Below are 21,177 nucleotides of genomic sequence, written 5' to 3' on the forward strand. Positions count from 1 at the left end.
TTACTATGAATTCTAGAATATTTAGTGGAATTGTGCTGATCTTAGGATTAGCACAATTTCCTTTTTCTCAAACTACATGTTTTAGTACAGATAATAGTTTCATTTTCGATGGTGCTAATAATGCTAAATCTATTGCAAAAGGAGATTTTAATAATGATGGTCTTCTGGATATTATTATGGGGAAAAACCTTGGTGCAGCCGCAGATCCAAATCTAAAATATGCTATCTATATTGAAAATAATGGAAATAGGTCATTCAATGCACCGGTAGAGATTATGAGTGGTTCTAGGGTTCAAGATGTTGCTGCTGCTGATATTAATAATGATGGGAACCTTGATATACTTGTAGTTAATTTTAACATGAATAGATTAGCTATTATTTACGGAAATGGTGATGGTACGTTCCAAACGCCTATTGGATATACAACTAGTTTTGGCCCCAATTCAATTGCTGTTGGTGATTTTAATAATGATGGCTTACCTGATGTTGCGGTTGCTGGTAATGGAAATAATATAGATTTCTTTTTCAATAACATAAGTTTGCCAGGTACATTAACTTCCATAGCTCCTTTTGTTCTGCCTGGAGGAGTAAATCCTTCCGACATTATTGCGATGGATTTGGATTTGGATGGGAATATGGATGTGGCTACCTCAAATAGTGGAGGTGCTAGCGTTTCAGTAATCTTTGGAGATGGTGTTGGCGGATTTTCACTTGGAGGAACTTATGCTGCAGATCTTGGGACTTCAGGGATATCATCAGGTTTTTTTAATAATGACATATATCCAGATATTGCGGTAACAAATGAAAATGCAAATACGATAACTGTGTTTATTAATGATGGAACTGGTAGTTTATCTACAGGTATTTCATACTCGGCAGGGGCTAAGCCTTTATCTATAGATATTTTAGACTTCAATAATGATGGTAAGATTGATTTGGCAGCCATAAATGCAGATGATAATACCATATCTTTATATGAAGGTAATAGCGATGGTACTTTTCAGAATCAAAAGATAATATATGCTAAGAATTATCCAACAGATATAGTAACAGGAGATTTTGATACAGATGGGAATGATGATATAATTCATTCATGTCTTATTGGAGCAGTAATGCCTGCTTATTTCGGTGATGGCTCGGGAGATTTCGATTTAGGAAATATGGTTAATACAGGTAATAGTCCTAAAGATATTTCTGTGAATGATTTTGATGGTGATGGAAAGGAGGATTATGTTGTAGTAAATTATGATGATAATACGGCATCAATCTATTTAAATGATGGTGCGGGAAATTATACTTTCTCTCAAAGTTTAACTACAGGGAGTCACCCTATATCCGTTGCATCAGGCAATATTTTTGGATCTGGTAAAAATGATATAGTCGTTGCAAATTATAGTGATGGAACTGCCACTTTGTTTCAAAACTTGGGTGGTGGAAGTTTTGCTTCTTCAACTTTGAGTGTCAATGCCAATCCATTAAAAGTTCGTATTGGAAATTTTAATGGAGATACAGATTTAGACTTATTTGTGCTTAATGAAGCAAGTCAAATAACTGTTCTGCCGGGAATTGGTTCTGGTAGTTTCGGAGCGCAAATTATAAAAACTTCTTCATTGCTACAACCGAAAGATATTACCATAGGAGATATAAATGGGGATGGATATGATGATTTCGCTGTTCCTTTTTATGGTTCTAATAAGGTGAGTATATACAAGAGTAATGGTGTTAATGATTTTGTAAATGTTGATAAAAATACTGCAGCTAAACCTATAGCAGCTACTTTTGTGAATTTAAATAGTGATGGAAAACCTGAATTAGTTGTGGTTAATAATACAGCAAATTCTATTTCTTTATTTGCGAATAATGGTGCTGGAGTATTTGCTAATGCAACAAATATTCCAGCGACTGAAACGGAGCCATTAAGTGTAATTGCTGGTGATTTTAATGGGGATGGATTTAATGATATAGCAGTGACATTTCATGTATCTACCGGTTCAACAGGTAGTTTACGTATTTTTAAAGGTAATGGAACTAATTCAGGTGCAGGTGCGCTTACTTATGATGCCACTTACTTAGTAGGAATGAATCCCGTGAGTTCTTTCACAAAAGATATTAATGGTGATGGAGGTTTAGATATATTGGTAGTAAATGAATTGCATAATTATGTTTCGGTAATGCTAAGTATTGGAGGTATTGCAACTATAACCCCTAGTGGATCCACAACTATTTGTTCGAACGAAACATTGACTCTTACATCTTCACCAGCACAACAATATTTATGGTCAAATGGAGCTACAACACAATCAATTAATGTAACTACTTCAGGCTCTTACTTTGTAACAACTTCCGCTATTGGAGGTGGATGTTCATCTACTTCCAATGATATAAATGTAACTGTTTTGCCAGCTCCTACGATAAATTATTCAGGTAATACTGAGATCTGCGAAAATGCTTCTACAACCATAACAGTATCGGGTGCGAATACTTATCAATGGTCTGATGGATTAGGAGTAGGTAATTCAAAAACATTAAATCCAAGTGCTGATAAAACATATACAGTTATTGGTGAAGGAACGAATGGATGTAAGGATACATTAGAGATTGAGATTGTTGTAACCCCACTTCCCGACGCAACTTTTAATACGTTAAACAGTGAGTATTGTGAGATGGGAAGCCCAGTAAACCTTGTGCCAAATCAAGCAGGGGGAACTTTCTCGGGACCTGGTGTTTCAGGTTCCACTTTTGAACCTAATCAAGCAGGTGTAGGAATACATACAATTTCATATTCTATTTCTGATAATGGATGTGTGAATTCTTCATCTCAGATTGTCGAAGTTAGTCAAGGTGGTGCAGATGCTTCTTTTACAATCTTAAATTCTAATTATTGTCAAGATGCTTCTGATATAACTCTTGTCCCTATCATTTCAGGAGGTTCATTCTCTGGACCTGGTGTTTCAGGTAACATATTTAGTCCAGGCTCAGCAAATATTGGTCTAAACACAATTACTTATACAGTTACAGATGACGGTTGTGTTGGAATATCTAATCAGACAGTGATAATCGATGAAAAATTAAGTGCAGACTTTTCAGGTTTACAAGCAACCTATTGCTTAAATGACAGCCCCGTAACACTTATCCCAGATAATGTTGGAGGAAATTTTACTGGAAATGGAATATCAGGAGATCAATTTACTCCAAACTCTGGTGGTGTTGGAACATATAATATTACATATACGCTTACGAATGGTTCTTGTACAAGTTCTATATCTAAACCTGTACAAGTAGAATCTTTACCAAATGCTAATTTCTCAGGACTAGCATCTTCTTATTGTGTTACTGCAGGAACAGTTACTCTAACTCCAAGTGTTGGGGGAGGATCTTTCTCTGGACCTGGTGTTTCAAGCAACACATTCTCCCCAAGTGTTGCTGGAGTTGGAACACATTCAGTTACTTATCAAATTATAGGAGGGAACGGTTGTACGAATTCGGTAACTAAATCAGTGGAAATTAATGGAAGTCCAGATGCCAGTTTTACAGGATTAGGACTCTCTTATTGCTTAAATGAGAATGCAGTTACCTTAACTCCGAGCGTTGGCGGTGGAATTTTCTCGGGAAGTGGAATGAATGGGAATATTTTTGATCCAGCCTCTGCTGGGCAAGGTAATCATACAATTTCTTATTTTGTTAATACGGGCGGATGTAGCAGTTTTTCTTCACAAACTGTTGATGTTCACCCTCTTCCAAACCCTAGTTTTACTGGGTTAAACCCTACATATTGTGTGAACGACCCTTCTGTTATCTTATCTCCAATTCAAAACGGCGGAAGCTTTACAGGGCCAGGCGTTAGTGGTAATACATTTAAACCAATTAATGCAGGAGTCGGTGTACACACTATAAAGTACAAGATTACTAATGTTTTCGGTTGTATTGATTCTTCTCTTGTGATAGTGGAAGTATTACCTTTGCCAGATGCTAATTTTACAGGATTAGCAACTCTTTATTGCCTAAATTCTGATCCCGTTACACTAACTCCAGATCAAAGTGGTGGAACTTTCTCAGGACCAGGTATAATCAATGGAAATACGTTTGACCCTTCTATAGCAGGAACGGGAAACCATACTATAGAATATGAGATTATAAATGGAGGTTGTCAGAGTCAATTTTCACAACTAGTGGAGGTTATAAACTCACCAGATGCTACTTTCTCTGGGTTAGCTCTTGAATATTGTAAGAACAATCCGGTGATTACGTTATCTCCTCTTCAGGGAGGGGGAACCTTCTCAGGAGATGGAATTGATGGAAGCACATTTGATCCAAATATAGCAGGGATAGGCCCTCATACGATTACATATACCATTAATGCAGGAAATGGTTGCTCTGATGTAACATCTCAAACTGTTACTATCAATCCAATTCCTGATGCATCATTTACGGGATTACAAGGAATTATTTGTGTTAATTCTTCCCCATCAACTATGGTTCCAACTTTCCCTGGAGGAACTTTCTCAGGACCTGGAATTTCGGGGAATTCATTTGATCCGTCTATTGCAGGAAACGGAAGTCATACTATTTCATATACAGTGATAGATATCAATGGTTGTAGTAATTCTTCTTCTCAGATTACAATAGTACAAGCCTTGCCAGACGCATCATTTAGTGGATTAGATCCTGAATATTGTGTAGATGCATCTTCAGTTACTCTTATTCCTGCAATCAATGGAGGAAGTTTTTCAGGAGATGGTGTATTTGGGTCTACGTTTTCACCGGGAACAGCTGGTGTAGGTCCTCATAGTGTTACCTATACAGTAACAGATGGTTTTGGATGCGTCAATAATTCTTCAGAAAATGTTATAATAAACGGATTGCCAGATGCTTCATTTACCGGGCTTGCTAGTGATTATTGTGTGAATACTGCTGCAGTTACTTTAGTTCCAGTTATAGGTGGGGGTAATTTTTCTGGTGATGGAATCAATATAAATTCATTTGATCCGTCTATTGCAGGAGAAGGAATACACAACATCACTTATACGGTAATAGATGGAAATAATTGTTCAAACACTTCAAGTCAAAGTGTTACTATCAATGGATTACCAGATGCAACTTTCTCTGGATTGCCTGCTACTATGTGTATCAATGCTCCTGATGTAACTTTAGTACCTACAGTTTCTGGGGGGATTTTTAGTGGAAATGGAGTGTTAAGCTCTACTTTTAGCCCTACAAATGCTGGGTTAGGAATACATAGCGTACAATATAGTTTAACAGATGCAAATGGTTGTTCAAATGATTATTCTCAATCTGTAGAAGTGATTGCCTTACCAGATGCTACTTTCTCTGGATTAAACACAGCATATTGTTCCAATGATGCTGCTGTTAATTTGTTACCAACACAGGGAGGTGGTATTTTTTCTGGAGATGGAATTATAGGGAATTCATTTGATCCTTATATGGCCGGTACTGGTACGCATATTATAACATATACTATTAATGGAGGAAATGGATGTATTGATGTTACTACTCAAACTGTTCAAGTGAATGGATTGCCAGATGCTTCATTTGTAGGACTTGCTAGCATGTATTGTATTGATGCCAGTGCTGTGACTATGATTCCTACACAAGTAGGAGGTGCATTTTCTGGTAATGGTGTTTCAGGGAATCTATTCAATCCTGCTAGCGCAGGTATTGGACAGCATTCGATTGTCTATTCTATCATAGATGGGAATGGATGTTCGTCCACAAGCTCTTTTTTAGTAACAGTAGATAATACGTATCCTGACGCAAACTTTACAGGACTTGATGCTACTTATTGCGTAAATGGAACATACTCTAATCTGACTCCCAATGAAAACGGAGGAACCTTTATAGGAAGTGGTATGACAGGAAATATTTTTGACCCACAAGTTTCTGGAGAAGGTACTTTCACCATTACTTATACTATAACAGGAGGGAACACCTGCTCTTCTACATCTTCTCAGACAATTGAAGTGTATGGAATTCCAGATGCTAACTTTAGTGGTCTAAATCCAGCATATTGTTTAAATGCTTCATCTACTACTTTATCTCCTATTACGGGTGGAGGAACATTTAGTGGAGATGGAGTTATAAGTCAAACTTTTGATCCTTCAATGGCTGGTCAAGGTACGCATCAGATAAGTTATACAATTACTGATGCTAATCTTTGTACAAACTCGACAACTCAAACAGTAGTTGTAAATTCATTACCAGATGCGACATTTAGTGGATTTTATCCTATTTATTGTCTATATGGTACGCCTGCAACTTTTATACCTACAATTGCTGGCGGAACATTTAGTGGAGATGGAATGTCAGGAGATATATTCACACCAAACAATGCTGGATTAGGAATCCATTTAATCACTTATACTGTTACAAGCGTTGATGGATGTACTGATTCTCACTCTGAATCAATTGAGGTTACAACTTCTCCCAATCCAAATTTCAGTGGTCTAGGAACAGAATATTGTGCAAGTGCACCTGCTGTTACCTTAACACCAATACAAGGCGGAGGTGTGTTTTCTGGAAATGGAATAGTTGGTAATACATTTGATCCATCTATTGCGGGACCTGGAACACATATAATTACATATGATATTTCTGATGGAAGTGGATGTGATGCTACAGCTACAGAAACAGTTATTGTAGATCCGCTTCCGGATTCAGGTTTTACTACACTACCCGCACAATATTGCCTTGACGCTCCTGCTATTGATCTTATTCCAAATCAAATGGGTGGAGCTTTCTCGGGACCAGGTATTTTTGGTGGTAAATTTTATCCATCCATTGTTGGAGTAGGAACATACACTATTAGCTATTCAATAATTGATGGAAATAGTTGTGCGGGATCTTCTTCACAAACGATTCAAATAGTTCCTAACCCAGATGCTACTTTCTCAGGATTATCAGCAACTTATTGTGAGTTGGATGATGAAGTGATAATGACCCCATTGGAAAATGGAGGTATATTTACTGGTAATGGAGTAAATGGAAATATCTTTGATCCACAATTGGCTGGACCTGGAAATCATATGATTGTATATACAATAGATAATGGGGTAGGGTGCTCAAATACATATTCTGTAGTAGTTAAAGTGTATGCTATGCCGGATGCTCATTTTATTGGCTTAGCTGATGTGTATTGTTCTGGAGATGCGCCTTCAACTTTAGTGCCTGTTACCTATGGAGGGGTATATACATCCTCTTCAAGCGGCGTTTCAGGAAATAGTTTTTATCCATCTATAGCAGGCATAGGTGTAAATGTTGTTACATATACTGTTACAACAATAAACGGGTGTGTAAACTCATTTAGTGACACAACTGTAGTTAAAACTTCTCCTAGCACTGTGATTACTGTAAATGGTTCTAACTTAATAGCTAATGAAAATGGCACTGGCGTTACCTACCAATGGTGGGATTGCCAAAATCAGACAATTGTTACTGGAGCTACAGATCGTGTTTTTCATGTATTAGCTACCGGAAGTTATGCAGTAATTGTCGATAATGGAGCGTGTGCTGACACTTCTATTTGTGTGAATGTGAACGTTACGGGATTAGATGAGGAAATTGTTAATAGTAATAATATTATTGTTTATCCAAATCCAAATAATGGTAAATTCACTATTAAGGCCGATTTTGAGGGAAGTATTTCTATTTATAATTCTCTTGGTAAGATAATTTATCAAGGTGATCATGCTACAGGCGAACAATTGATTAATTTAAATGAAGAAATAGAATCAGGTATGTATATTTTACGTTTTCAAGATACATCGTATAATTTTGTTTATAAAAACTTGATAATTAGAAATTAATCTCGTATATTATTGATTAAATTCGCACAAACTTCTCTATGGTTCGATATGTCATTTATATATTATTATTACTTATAGCAGTAAATTCACATGCTACTGATGCTAAACTTTCTACACAATTTAGTCCAAGTTCAGGATGTAATTTGACGGTTACGCAAAATATTGGAGTAGTTATTCTTAATGTTGATGTATCTCCTAAAATTTATCCTCCTGCAATTACAGTGAAATACCAGATTAACGGAGGAGCAATAGTTTCTGAAGGTGTAAATACACCCATAGACCAAGGTACTACCTTTAATTTTACATTTGCACAGAAAGCTAATTTATCTGCATGTGATACAGATTTTAATATCGTTGTTTGGCTTGAATTTGTTGGAGATACAGATCATTCGAATGATACACTTAAATGGACGGTTAGAAATGATTGTACTGTGATTCCTGGACAAGCTTTAAGTGATCAAACTGTTTGCGAGGGAATTAATAATGGCACAGTAAATTTAACAGGTAATTCTCACGGAACTGTAACTAGTTGGATTTATTCTACAAATAATGGTGCTACATGGAGTAGCCTTTCTAATACTAGTAACCCATATAATTTTTCTGGTTTAACAACTACAACTTTATATGCTGTAGCCATAAATGGAGGTTATTGCCCGAATGACACATCCACTTATACAACAATAACTGTTGATCCGACACCCATTGGAGGAACATTGAATGGGCCAACTAATTTGTGTATTAGTTCTTCTTCGGGGACTATAACATTAAATGGTAGTTCAGGAGCTATCTCTAATTGGGAATCAAGTACGGATAATGGAAGTACATGGTCAAATATTGCGAATACCACAACCAATGAAAGCTTTACGTCTCTTTCTCAGACCACTTGGTATAGAGTCCAAATAGATGGAGGTGCTTGTCCAAATGTATATTCAAATGTCTTGCAAATACAGGTGGATCCACTTACAGTCATAGGTACTTTAACTCCTGATACTTCTGTGTGTGCTAATGAATCTGTTAACTTGAAGTTAAGTTCTACTATAGGAGATATTACCCAATGGGAATCTTCTTCAGATGGTATTACTTGGACTCCGATTGCAAGTACAAATAATCCATATAATACAGGAACATTATCTTCTTCAATATATTATAGAGTAGTAGCTCAAAGTGGTATTTGCCCATCTCAAACATCTAATCAGATATTTGTTAATGTGACTACAGGAGTTACTCCAGGGAATATAGCGGGAGCAGATTCTTTGTGTGAATCTAATGCTAATGGAATCTTGACAGTTTCTGGAAATTCTGAAAATGTGCTAAATTGGGAAAGTTCAGTGGATAATGGTACAACTTGGACTACTATTACCAATCCAACAACAACGGAAAACTATACTGGATTAACTCAGACTACTTGGTATAGGGCATTAATTGATGGTAATGGTTGCTTAAATGTATATACAGATACAGCTATAATAGCTGTCACTTCTATGTCTCAGGCTGGCACTTTAACTCCAGATACTTCGGTTTGTGTTGGAGACGCATTTAATTTAAAGGTCAATGGAAGCATTGGCGACACATATACTTGGCAGGTTTCTCCTGATGGAATTACATGGGTTGATATCAGTAATCTTGTGGCGCCTTCAATAGTCATATCTCCTGTTACATCTCCAAATTATTATCGTTTGATAGTTAAAAATGGGATTTGTGGAACAGATGTTTCAAATATCGTATTGGTAGATACTTTAGGTTTACCTAGTGTAAATGCTGGTCCTGATGTTACAATTATCAAAGGAGACACTACCCAATTAAACGGGAGTGGTGGTTTATTTGGAATATGGACTCCAGGAGGAACATTAAGCGATTCACTTATCTATATGCCAAATGCATTCCCTGTGAATACTACAACATATATTCTTGGAGTGATTGGAGCTAACGGCTGTTTTAATTTTGATGAGGTAAAGGTTATCGTGAGATCAATGACTTTTGATGTGAAGAATGTTATCACTTTAAATGATGACTCTTATAATGATACCTGGATTATTGAAGGTATAGAAGACTTTCCAAATACAACTGTTGAGGTGTATAATATATATGGACAACAGGTATTTAAGGAGGATAACTATAAGAACGACTGGAAAGGTACCTATAAAGGAAAATCGTTGCCGAATGGTACATACTTGTATATAGCGAAACCTAGTGGAAAAGATGATGGTGCAGTAAAAGGGACCTTAACAATAATGGGACATGAATAATATGTATAAAATAGCAATATTATTTGTTTGTATCTTTTCATGGAGTGTAAAGGCACAGCAGGTTCCATTCTATAATCAATTCTTGATTAATCCAGTAGTATATAACCCTGCTTCTGCTGGAATGAGTGGAGATGTGAATGCATACGTCACTCGTGGACAACGTTATGTTGGATTTGGTTCTGGAGCTGTAAACAATACTTTATCATTGGAGGGACCTTTCTTTATCAAAAATTCAGGATTTGGATTATTTGTAGAACAGCAATCTTTTGGGGTAATGAATCAACTAAGCGCTAAATTGACTTATTCATATACTGTTCAGTTGGGAGAGGATCATAAACTAGGGTTTGGAGTTTCTGGAGGGTACTTAGACAATAGATTGAATCTTAGTAGTGTGAATGTAATGCATACGGATGATCCTTTCTTATTTGGTATGCGAGATTTTAAAGCAACCTATGATTTTAATTTAGGTGTTTTATATAGATGGAAAGGTCTGAAAGTAGGATTCTCTGTGCCACAATTAATAGGGAATAAAGTGAAATTTACTAAGAAGGAAAATGCTCGTGGTTATTATACGTTAGCTCGACATTTTATGGGATCTGTAGGATATGATTTTCAATTTGAATCTGTACCAAAGATTAAATTAACCCCTTATGCTTTAGTGAGATATGTGCCTAGGGCTCCTTTTCAATATGATATTGGGGCTCAATTTGAATATGAAAATATTGGCTGGTTCTCCGCAACTTATAAATCTGATTATTCTGTTCAATTTAATATTGGATTCCATATTCCTAAGAATATCCATGTTGGCTATAGTTATGAATTGGTAATAGGTTCCTTAAAAAATAATTTTAAAGGAGTGAATCATGAATTTTTGATAGGCTACACTTTTAAAACTAAAAAGGATAAATTAGAATATCAAGAAGTTCAAGAGAGAATCAAGGAGGTGACTGTAGAAAAAGTAGTTCCTGATCCTAAGGTTGTAAAAGAGAACGAAGACTTGAGGAAAGAGAATGAAGAAAAAGATAAGGAAATCCAACGTTTAAAAGATGAATTAGCAAAGAAATATCAAGACACTAAGCCAGACGAAGGTATCAAGGTTGAAAGAAGTGGATTTGAAGGTAATAAGTTTTACCATTTCATGGAAGAAGATAAATCTGACTCACCAAAAGGTTATTATGTGGTTATTGGAGCTTTCTCTGAAGAGATACATGTACAAAATAATATTAAGAATTATAAGTCTTCTTTCCCTCAAATACGTAGAATCTATAATACAAAAAATAATCTAAGCTATGTAATAATTTTCTATTCGACTAATAAAGAGGCAGCTCAAAAGGAATTACAGCGTTATAAAACAGAAACAGGCAGAGAAGTGAGGATTGTAGATTATCAATAATTAAGGTATGTATGACAATCTAATAAAAAAGATGATATTCAAGATAAACCTACTCTTTATCTTGTTCTCGCCAACTATTTATAGTCAGTTTAATTTTGTGTATAATGATTCTATCATTGTTATGAAGGATAATGATACAATTTCTCTCCCTTGGGTAGGAGGAATGAATCATCCTCAGTTTTCAACTGTTGATTTGGATTATGATGGGATAGATGAATTAGTCGCTTTTGAGCCTGGGAATCACTTTATCCAAGTTTTTAAAAGAAAGAAAGTAAATGGAGAAGTGCACTATACACATCTCTTTAATGGAGAAAATTATTTTCCTCCTGATATTCGATATAGGCTCCAAATGTATGATTATGATAATGATGGAAAGAAAGATATCTTTACATACGCTCCAGGAGGAATTAAAGTTTATAGAAATATTGGAAATGCTATTGATGGAGTAAGTTGGAAATTAGTTGCTCCCATTCTTCAGTCCGAAAGAGATGGAGTAGGAGAAGATTTATATGTTACATACAATCATATACCGGCATTATATGATGTAGATAATGATGGGGATATGGATATTTTAGCATATAGTTCTGCTTTGAAAATTGTTGAATGGCATAAGAATATGTCTATGGAAACATACGGCATACCGGATTCTCTTCTCTTTAAGATGGAGCAGCCATGCTGGGGATTGTTTGCTGAGATGAGTTCTGGAAATTCAATTGAATTAAATTCAGTTATTGGACCTTGTGGCGACCCAGGTATTAAGCCTTTTTCTGGTGTTACCGATAAACATATCGGTGGAGGTTCCTTAACTGCAATAGATATCGATAATTCTGGTTTAGTAGATTTGTTGATTGGGGATATGGATTATAATAATCTAACCCTTGTTGTAAATGGTGGAATTAACCCAAACGATAATGCCGTTATGATAAGTGTGGATGATGATTTTCCAAGCTATGATCTACCTGTTAATGTTTCTAACTTTGTTACAGCCTATTATGAAGATATAGATATGGATGGAGTGAAAGACCTTATTGCATCTACTACTTACCCTGGATATTCAGATAATACGAAAGGTGTATGGTTGTATTATAATAAGGGTCAGAATAGCCTGCCCATTTTTGAGTTTAATAAAGAAGATTTTCTACAAGGAGATATGATAGATAATGGTACTGGGTCTATTCCTATTTTGGTAGATGTAAATAATGATGGACTCACAGATTTACTTGTAGCCAATAATTATAATTTCCGTGAGGGAATGGCTAATACTTCTCAAATTAATTATTATAAAAATGTTGGATCAATCAATGCTCCTGTCTTTAACCTTGTAAATGATAATTGGAATAATTTCAGAAATAGTGGATACCCAGGTAGGGTAGCCCCTGCTTTTGGAGATTTGGATGGAGATGGAGATTTGGATATGATTATAGGAATTCGTAACGGAAAAATGTTTTATTATGAGAATTCTGGGGGAACTGGGGCAATGAATTTTAATATAGCTCAAATACCATTGAAGGATAATGATGGAAATGATATCAAAGCACATGATAACGCCACTCCAGAACTTTTTGATTTAGATGGGGATGGATTATTGGATTTAATTATAGGTCAGGGAGAAGGTGGATTGTTATATTATAAAAATATTGGTTCTAGCACTATGTATTCATTTGAGCTTATAAATTCTAATTTGGGTCAAGTAGAATTAGCCCCGAATGAATTTGTAAAAGCAATGGGGGTTCCTCGTTTTGTTAAAGAGCAAGGAGTAATTTATCTATTTGCAGGTAATGAAACAGGAACACTTAATTTGTATGATCATATTGAAGGGAATCTCGCCCCAGGAAATGCATTTAATTTAGTTTCATCTCATTATGTAGGAATTGATACAAAAGGTTCTTCAGCTCCAGCCATTGGTAAAATGAGAATAGATAATACGTATGATTTATTTATGGGAACCCAATTAGGTGGGGTGTGGAGCTATCGCCCAGGAGACACTACATTCTTGAGTTTGGATAAAGAGGAATTTGATGAGCAATTGACGCTAAAGATATATCCAAACCCAAATGATGGGGAATTTGTTATGTCACTTTCTGTAGAAGATGGGCAAGTTTTCGAATATCGAATTATTGATTATCTAGGGCAAGAAATCTTGAGAGGAAAGTCGAATCAATCAACTATAGAGGTTTCTACAAAAGACAAAATGATGAAAGGCATTTACTTTGTGGAAGTTTTCTTGCAAAATCAGTCTTCCCGATTAGTTAGAAAATTAATTATCAATTAATTATATCTGTAATGTTTATTGTGCAGTCTGGATGGCTAGAAGCTGTTCTAAGGATAGTCTAGTTTATTTAGTTTAATAAAACATGATTTATATCTGAAAAAAACTGATTTATGTCATGTTTCGCTATCAATTAAAGGATAATTTTATCCTGTTTTACTTTATCATAATATATTTGTTGCGCTACGTCTAGAAATGAGAGAGACGATGTTAAAAGAAATAATACTATTTTAAAATTAAGAATTATGAGTTATTCAATTACTTTGCTGTCTTTACAAGGAACTGCAGCAACTATCTCCTTGATTGGGGCTATAATTGTAATATTATCAGTGTTTTTCGTTATGAAATCCACAGGTAACCCTGATCCTGAAGAAGAAAAACATGTGGCTAAACACCAAGTTTATAAGTTAAGAGATAAATACTTTGTTGGTTTGGCTACAATCATTGTTATAATGCTTGGAGTTACTCTCCAGTATATGCCTTATAATGTGAAAGAAAAATCAGAGAAAGATGTTACTGTTGTAGCTTTTCAGTGGGGATGGAAACTTAGTTTTGATGCTCTTCAGGGTAATCCAAAAGAATTTAAAGGGAAAAATAAGATTGCAGTAACTCATGGAGAAACTGTTAGATTCTTTGTTACTTCACAAGATGTGACTCATAACTTTGGAATTTATAATGAAGCTGGTGATATAGTTGCACAAACTCAAGCAATGCCTCATTATACAAATGAGTTAGTATATCAGTTTGATAAGCCAGGTGAGTATAAATTTATTTGTTTAGAATATTGTGGTCAACCACACGCTAATATGACAGGTAAAATAATTGTTGAATAATTAAAATAAGAGATTATGTTTCAGATAGATAACACAGAAAAAAAGCAACATAGAAAACTATTAACTATTTGGATAGTTATTCTATTGGTTTTATTCCCAGCGCTTATTACCCTAGGATTATTAATGCGTTTAAATCAAGGAGAGGCAATTGAATTGATGCCTAATACTTTCTATTCCATCATGACCTTACACGGTTTAGGTATGGCAGGATTATTATTTAGTTTTGCATGGGCGGCACTATGTTATTTAGTTGGTACGCGTTATGCAAAATTGAATATTAAGTTCCTGTACTTTATTTTAGTGATGATAGTTGTAGGAGTTGTTCTCCTAGCTTATGCAACTTTAATTGGTGGCTTTGCTGCTGGTTGGTATGCATTATATCCTCTACCTTTTGTTGGAACAAGTTGGCCTGCATGGTCAACAGGTATGACTATTGTAGCTTTAATTATTCTTGGAGTTGCATGGTTGTTAGGAGCATTCCATATTGTTTTTGCACTAGCAAAAGAATACGGTGGATTCTTTAAATTAATGGCTTTCAGATATTATAAAAAAGGAGAACCTGAGGAAAAATTACCTCCAATTGCATTAATTAGTGTTGTAGCTTTAATACCAGGTATCTTATCTTATATCGCTGGTGCTGCTATGTTAATTATGTATTTAATGCAACATTTAAATGCAGGATTAAACTTTGATCCATTATTAATGAAAAACTTGATGTTCTTCTTTGGACATATGTTAGTTAACATTACCTTGTATTGCGGTTTAGGTTGGGTATATACTTTAATGCCTGAATTTACTGGAAGAGAATGGTCTCTAAATAAAATCACAGTAATGGCTTGGCATGCAACTTTCTTCTTTATAATTTTTGCATACTTCCACCATTTATATATGGACTTCGGACAGCCAGTATTTATACAAGTATTTGGTCAGCTAGCATCTTACTTAAGTGCTATTCCTGCTTCTGCGGTATCTATTTTTGGATTTATTAGCCAGTTATACCGTTCTAAGGTAAAATGGACTTTTGTTCCTACTGCATTTTTCTTCGGAGCAGCAGGTTGGGCTATAGGTGGATTGTCTGCTGTTGTTGACTCTACAATTGCTTTAAACAAAGTTCTACACAACACATTATGGGTTCCTGCTCACTTCCATACTTATATGTTAATGGGGGTAGTATTATTTATCCTAGGTTTTGTGTTCTATTTCATTTATGAAAAGAATGGAAAAGTAGCAGATACTAAACTTGGATTTGGATTCTGGACATTTGTTGTTGGAGCTTGTGGTTTCTTATTGATGTTCTATATGGGAGGTATGCACAGTGTGCCAAGACGATATGCAGAGTATTCTCATACTATGCCTACAACGCATGAGCATGGAATGAATTACGCTTTTACAGCTGCCATATTTGTTATATTAGTATTGATAGGATTACTTACAATATTTGGCTCTATCGTAAAAGGTTTATTGAAAAAATCTGAAGCGTAATTAATAAATTGATATAGATGTAAATCCTTTATGAAAAAGATCCTTCTACCCATTATAGTGCTTACTTCATGTATTGCATTTATGTGGAAATGGACAAGTGGATTTAAGGCATTTACAGTATTTTCATACACTTTAAAAGAAGCCGGGAAACTTCCAAGAGAGTTTCCCGACTTCTCTTTTATAAACCAGGATAGTGTAGAGTTTAATCTAAAAAATCAACAACACTTTACCTTGGTGAATTTTGTTTACCTAAATTGTCCTAACGTATGTCATAAGATCAATAATCAGCTTGAAGAACTCTATCATTCTGAACTTTCTTCATTGATTCCAAATCAACTTGAATTTGTTACGGTTAGTTTTGATTTAGACAATGATAATTTACGACGAATCAGTACATATCGCAATTATTTTGGAGATGATTTATCTGGTTGGAATTTTGCTCTTCCCATTAATAATGAGCAACAAAATTTTAATGATTTTCTTCAAAAGATGGGTGTTTGGGCTGAACCAGTTCCAGGAAAGAAAATCATAAATCACTCAACTTACATATTTTTAGTTTCTCCAGATCATAAAATTGTAACAACTATTGATCCTATTATAACTAGTAATGAAGAAATTGCTAATATTGTACGTTCATGGGTAAATGGAGGAAAAATAGCATCTTTATAATCATCTTTTTGATAGCCTTATATTTCTTGACCTTTCCATTCAATAGTTGGTTTGGAGAAATAATGATGCGTCATCAGATTATACAATTACCACTATCTCTTATACTGGGACTAGTCTTTGGATTTTGGTTTAGAACATTAAAATCCCCTAATCCATCAGTATCTATTTCTTTTTTAATTGTATCAACGCTTACCATGATATTCTGGATGATGCCTCGTTCTATTGATATGGCGGTGGTTTTTCCTTATTTTAATTACCTCATGGTGTTTTCACTAGTACTTGTTGGTAGCCTTATAGTTTTTGCATTCCGCAATGTTTTTATTGAAGTTAAAATCGCCTTCCTTGGTATGTCAACAGCAATGTATTTTGCATCAGGTGTTACCCTAAAGGCATTGGATGTTTTACTTTGTAGCTCATTTGATATAGATCAACAACATACAACAGGTGGCTATCTATTGCTTATAGGAGTACTACTCTTTATTTTTACAATTGTAATGCTACTTCGCTTCTTGGAACAATCAGGAAAATCTAAATTCACACAGAAGGAAGAAAACCTTACTAAAGATTAAAAATACTTCTTCTAGTTTATTGTTCTTTCGTCTTTACCATCGTTAGAATAGTTGCTATTCCAACTAATGGCTCATCTGTATCATCTAGCATTTCCACCATCCATTTTACGATACCACGTTTAATCTTGGTTCTTGGATCGTCTTCTTTTGGAGTAACATCAGTCGAGTTCTTTTCTTTACAAGTAAATCGAATATGTATTTTAGATCCTGCATAAACAGGCTTTGTAAATCTTAATTCATCAATACCGTAATTTAAAAGTACAGGGTTAATTTCATAACTATCTACGAATAAACCAGCAGCAACACTCATGATAAAATAACCATGAGCTACTTGCTCCTCAAACATTGTCCCTTCGAAGTTTGTGGTCCTTTTATGTGCATAGAAATTATCTCCACTTAACGCTGCAAATTTATCAATGTCCTCTGCGGTAATTTCTCGACTTTCTGTTATCAATTGATCACCTACTTGAATTTCCTCGAAGTATTTCTTAAATGGATGTTCTTGAATTAAATTGCCTTCAGCACCTTGTTGATATACTTGTGTGATTTCTGTAATTGTATTTGGATGGCCTTGTATCGAAGTTCTTTGTAAATAATGCATTACACCACGCATTCCACCCATTTCTTCACCTCCTCCAGCACGACCGGGTCCACCATGTGTTAATAATGGCATAGGAGAACCATGACCCGTACTTTCTTTAGCACATTTCTCATTCAGAATTAAAATTCTACCATTGATATGAGCAGCATTCACTGTATATTCTCTAGCAATCTTATTATCTGCTGTAACGATAGATGAAACCAAAGATCCTTTTCCTAAAGCGGTAATAGCTACTGCTTCTTCAATGGTGTCATATCCCATAATCGTAGATACTGGACCAAAAGCTTCAATATTGTGAACATCCAGATTCTCAAAAGGACTGTCATTGGAGAATAAAACAGGGGAGAAGAAAGCACCTTTTTCCTTATCAGCACCGACAACTTCAAAGTTTGTGTCATGATAGATAATTTCTTGACTCTTAGCCAATAAATCAACGCTAGCTTGAACTCTTTCAACCTGAAGTTTTGTAGCTAAAGCTCCCATTCTAACTCCTTCAACACTCGGGTCACCAATGATTGTTTTTTTCAATCGGTCGATGATGGCATTTTGAACCTCTTCTTTGATCGCATTTGGTACGAGTATTCTTCGTATAGCAGTACATTTTTGACCTGCTTTCACGGTCATTTCTTTGGCTACTTCTTTTACAAATAAATCGAATTCTGGCGTACCAGGAACAGCATCTTTACCTAATACCGAAGCATTCAATGAATCAGCCTCTAAGTTGAATGGAACAGATTCTTCAATGATATGAGGTAAACCTTTTAATTTTTTTCCTGTTGCAGCAGAACCAGTGAAGGTTACAACATCTTGATTAGTAACATGATCAATAATCCCTCTACCCAAACCACATACTAGCTGTAAACTTCCTTCTGGTAAAATTTTAGAATCAATAATATCTCTAACCATCAATTCTGTTAAATAGCACGTGTATTCAGAAGGCTTTACAATTGCAGGAACGCCTGCCATGAAGTTAACCGCAATTTTCTCTAACATTCCCCATATTGGAAAGTTGAATGCATTGATGTGAATTGCAACACCGTGTTTAGGAACCATGATATGATGTCCGATAAACGTTCCATTCTTTGAGAGTGGAGCTGCATGACCATCAACATAATATGGTAAATCAGGAAACTGTCTTCTTAAAGAAGCATTTGCAAAGAGGTTTCCAATTCCTCCTTCAATATCTATCCACGAATCAATTTTCGTAGCTCCAGTAGCTGCACTTAATTGATAATATTTCTCTTTATGCTTAATAAGATACATGGCTAAGTTCTTTAGCATATTACCTCTTTCCTGAAAAGTCATATTTCTCAAAACATTCCCGCCTTTTTCACGACCATAGATAAGTACTTTCTCAAAGTCGAGCCCTTTAGAAGAGGTTTCAGCAAATTGCTCACCTGTAATAGCATTAAAAAGGGGAGTTTCTACGCCTTCACCATTTACCCATTCACCACAAATGTAATTCTGTATTTTCTGCATAGTTTTTTTAAATTTTTCGAAGGCTAAAGATAGTGTTCTTTTTGGAAAAAGGGACTCCATCTATCAATGAATTTTATAAATGGATGATATTAAACGAACTCTTTATTTGTTAAAACTCAACTTTTTAACAATTTATATTTGGTAATCCAAAAAAATACTTATAATTTTCATTTACTAAAAAACGTTGCAACGACTCTTTTGGTCGATTTTAGGTTATTTATCGAGAAAAATACTACTATTATATGTTGGTTTGCAAACATAAGAGGAAGAATGCTACAATTATGGTTTGTAATCTAAAGTAATAAAAAGAATGAAAAAAACAATCTTAATAGTTCCTCTACTCTCTTTCCTTTGGATATTTGGGCAGACTCCCGCAAATGACCCTCACTGGGAACTTGTTTGGGAAGACAACTTCAATACCCTAAATACAAATGTTTGGTTAGTTCAAAACAACTTTGACCACTATGGAGGAGAACCTCAAGTATATACAAATAGACTCCACAATGTTTTTGTTAGTAATGGTTCACTTGTTTTAAGAGTAAGAAAAGAAACATACAGCTGTCCGACTGGAAGTCTTAATCAATGGGAATGCGCTAGACAATTTAAAACTGGTCGACCATACAGATATACTTCTGGTTGGGTAGAAACTAAACAAGCATATAATACACAATATGGGTATATAGAGTCAAGAATAAAATTACCTTACGGTTACGGTTTTTGGCCTGCATTTTGGACATTTGTCGGAGATGGAGTGTCTGGTAGTAATGCAGCAGAAATTGATATATTTGAAATGTTAGGACACAGTCCTTCAAATGAGATAACAACAAATATTCATTTGAATTATCCTGATGGAAATATATACTTTCAAAAGCAAACTCCTACTAATTATGACTATAATAATACATGGCACACCTATGGAATCGAGTGGTCACCAAGCAAAATAATTTGGTATGTTGATGGTTCACCTATAAGACTTTTCCCTAATCATGGAATTATAGACCCGGTTAGGATTATTCTGAATTTGGCAATTGAACCTGATTATTTGCCAAATTCATCAACACCATTTCCATCAGATATGCTAGTTGATTATGTTAAAGTTTATGACTTAAAAAAGGATTGCAGTAATGACTTAAATGTTTGCAATTATAATTTTGGTACATATGATAACAAAGTAAAGAAAAGCATTACTATTGGTAATGGCAGTTGTACAAACTCATTGAATGTTGGGCAAAATATTTTTTTAAGAGCTTCGGAAGGAGTATTGATTAATGGTGATTTTACCGTGCCAATTGGTTCAGAACTTTATATAGATGTTAACCCTTGTTATTAAAACAATTATTATGAAAAAGACAATTATTTTAACATTACTAATAGGTTTAATGGTTTTCACTGTAAGCTGCACAAAAGAAAAACCACCTACAGGACATTATTATGGAACGTTCAATTATGAGGTACCACAAGGCATAATAAAAACTGCCGAAATAGAAATAACGGAATCTTCTAAAGATAAAATTATTATTAATGATTCAGAATTAAATAAAGATAGTAAAAAAATTGAAGGAAATATTGCAAACCTTTCTTTCTCGCAATTTGGTATCTATATTAAGGGGGAGTGGACTCATAAATTATTTAGTAAAAATTATCTGATAAAAGGAACTTTTACAGAAACCTATTATCAAGGAGGTAATCAATATCAGAATTCAGGAACATTCGAAATTAAATCAAATTAAAAAACAAGAAAAATCATGAAAACAAAATCAATAATATTATCTGCAATTTTTGCAGTTTTTACATTGTCAGTATTTGCACAATTAAA

The 21,177-nt window shown here is 34.8% G+C and carries 11 protein-coding genes; 10 read left to right on the forward strand and 1 reads right to left on the reverse strand.

The annotated features are described in order from the left end of the window. Positions 1-5 precede the first annotated feature (5 nt). The 8 genes from M9897_13450 to M9897_13485 all read left to right on the forward strand — a co-directional run bounded on the left by M9897_13450 (position 6) and on the right by M9897_13485 (position 17,281). Entirely contained in the window at positions 6-7,820 is a 7,815-nt protein-coding gene (locus M9897_13450) for an FG-GAP-like repeat-containing protein (GenBank protein ID MCO5269888.1), read from the forward strand. A 38-nt stretch (positions 7,821-7,858) separates the two neighbouring features. Further along, positions 7,859-10,066 carry a gliding motility-associated C-terminal domain-containing protein gene (locus tag M9897_13455; protein ID MCO5269889.1) on the forward strand — a complete coding sequence of 736 codons (2,208 nt, stop codon included), beginning with the start codon at positions 7,859-7,861 and terminating at the stop codon, positions 10,064-10,066. Then, on the forward strand, positions 10,059-11,459 hold the full coding sequence (locus M9897_13460) for a PorP/SprF family type IX secretion system membrane protein (protein MCO5269890.1): 1,401 nt from the start codon (positions 10,059-10,061) through the stop codon (positions 11,457-11,459). Before M9897_13455 ends, M9897_13460 begins: the two co-directional genes overlap by 8 nt. Positions 11,460-11,490: 31 nt before the next feature. Beyond that, positions 11,491-13,731, forward strand: a complete 2,241-nt coding sequence (locus M9897_13465; protein MCO5269891.1) for a T9SS type A sorting domain-containing protein — start codon at positions 11,491-11,493, stop codon at positions 13,729-13,731. 242 nt (positions 13,732-13,973) lie between these two features. After that, on the forward strand, positions 13,974-14,561 hold the full coding sequence (locus tag M9897_13470) for a plastocyanin/azurin family copper-binding protein (GenBank protein ID MCO5269892.1): 588 nt from the start codon (positions 13,974-13,976) through the stop codon (positions 14,559-14,561). Between the two features lie 15 nt (positions 14,562-14,576). Beyond that, positions 14,577-16,043, forward strand: a complete 1,467-nt coding sequence (locus tag M9897_13475; GenBank protein ID MCO5269893.1) for a cbb3-type cytochrome c oxidase subunit I — start codon at positions 14,577-14,579, stop codon at positions 16,041-16,043. Between the two features lie 30 nt (positions 16,044-16,073). Then, a complete protein-coding gene (locus M9897_13480; GenBank protein ID MCO5269894.1) occupies positions 16,074-16,712 on the forward strand; it encodes an SCO family protein in 639 nt (212 codons plus the stop codon). 8 nt (positions 16,713-16,720) lie between these two features. Then, positions 16,721-17,281 (forward strand): hypothetical protein, encoded by a 561-nt coding sequence (locus M9897_13485; protein ID MCO5269895.1) that lies wholly within the window; start codon positions 16,721-16,723, stop codon positions 17,279-17,281. 16 nt (positions 17,282-17,297) lie between these two features. Here the strand turns inward: M9897_13485 and paaZ are convergent, their stop codons facing one another. Further along, positions 17,298-19,361 carry a phenylacetic acid degradation bifunctional protein PaaZ gene (gene paaZ / locus M9897_13490; protein MCO5269896.1) on the reverse strand — a complete coding sequence of 688 codons (2,064 nt, stop codon included), beginning with the start codon at positions 19,359-19,361 and terminating at the stop codon, positions 17,298-17,300. 310 nt (positions 19,362-19,671) lie between these two features. On the opposite strand from paaZ, the gene M9897_13495 reads away from it, so the two are divergent. Both M9897_13495 and M9897_13500 read left to right on the forward strand, forming a co-directional pair. Beyond that, a complete protein-coding gene (locus tag M9897_13495) occupies positions 19,672-20,691 on the forward strand; it encodes a glycoside hydrolase family 16 protein (protein MCO5269897.1) in 1,020 nt (339 codons plus the stop codon). A gap of 10 nt (positions 20,692-20,701) precedes the next feature. After that, positions 20,702-21,091 carry a hypothetical protein gene (locus tag M9897_13500; GenBank protein MCO5269898.1) on the forward strand — a complete coding sequence of 130 codons (390 nt, stop codon included), beginning with the start codon at positions 20,702-20,704 and terminating at the stop codon, positions 21,089-21,091. Positions 21,092-21,177 lie beyond the last annotated feature (86 nt).

Origin of the sequence: Brumimicrobium sp. (assembly GCA_023957385.1) — a bacterium.
GTDB lineage: Bacteria > Bacteroidota > Bacteroidia > Flavobacteriales_D > Crocinitomicaceae > Brumimicrobium.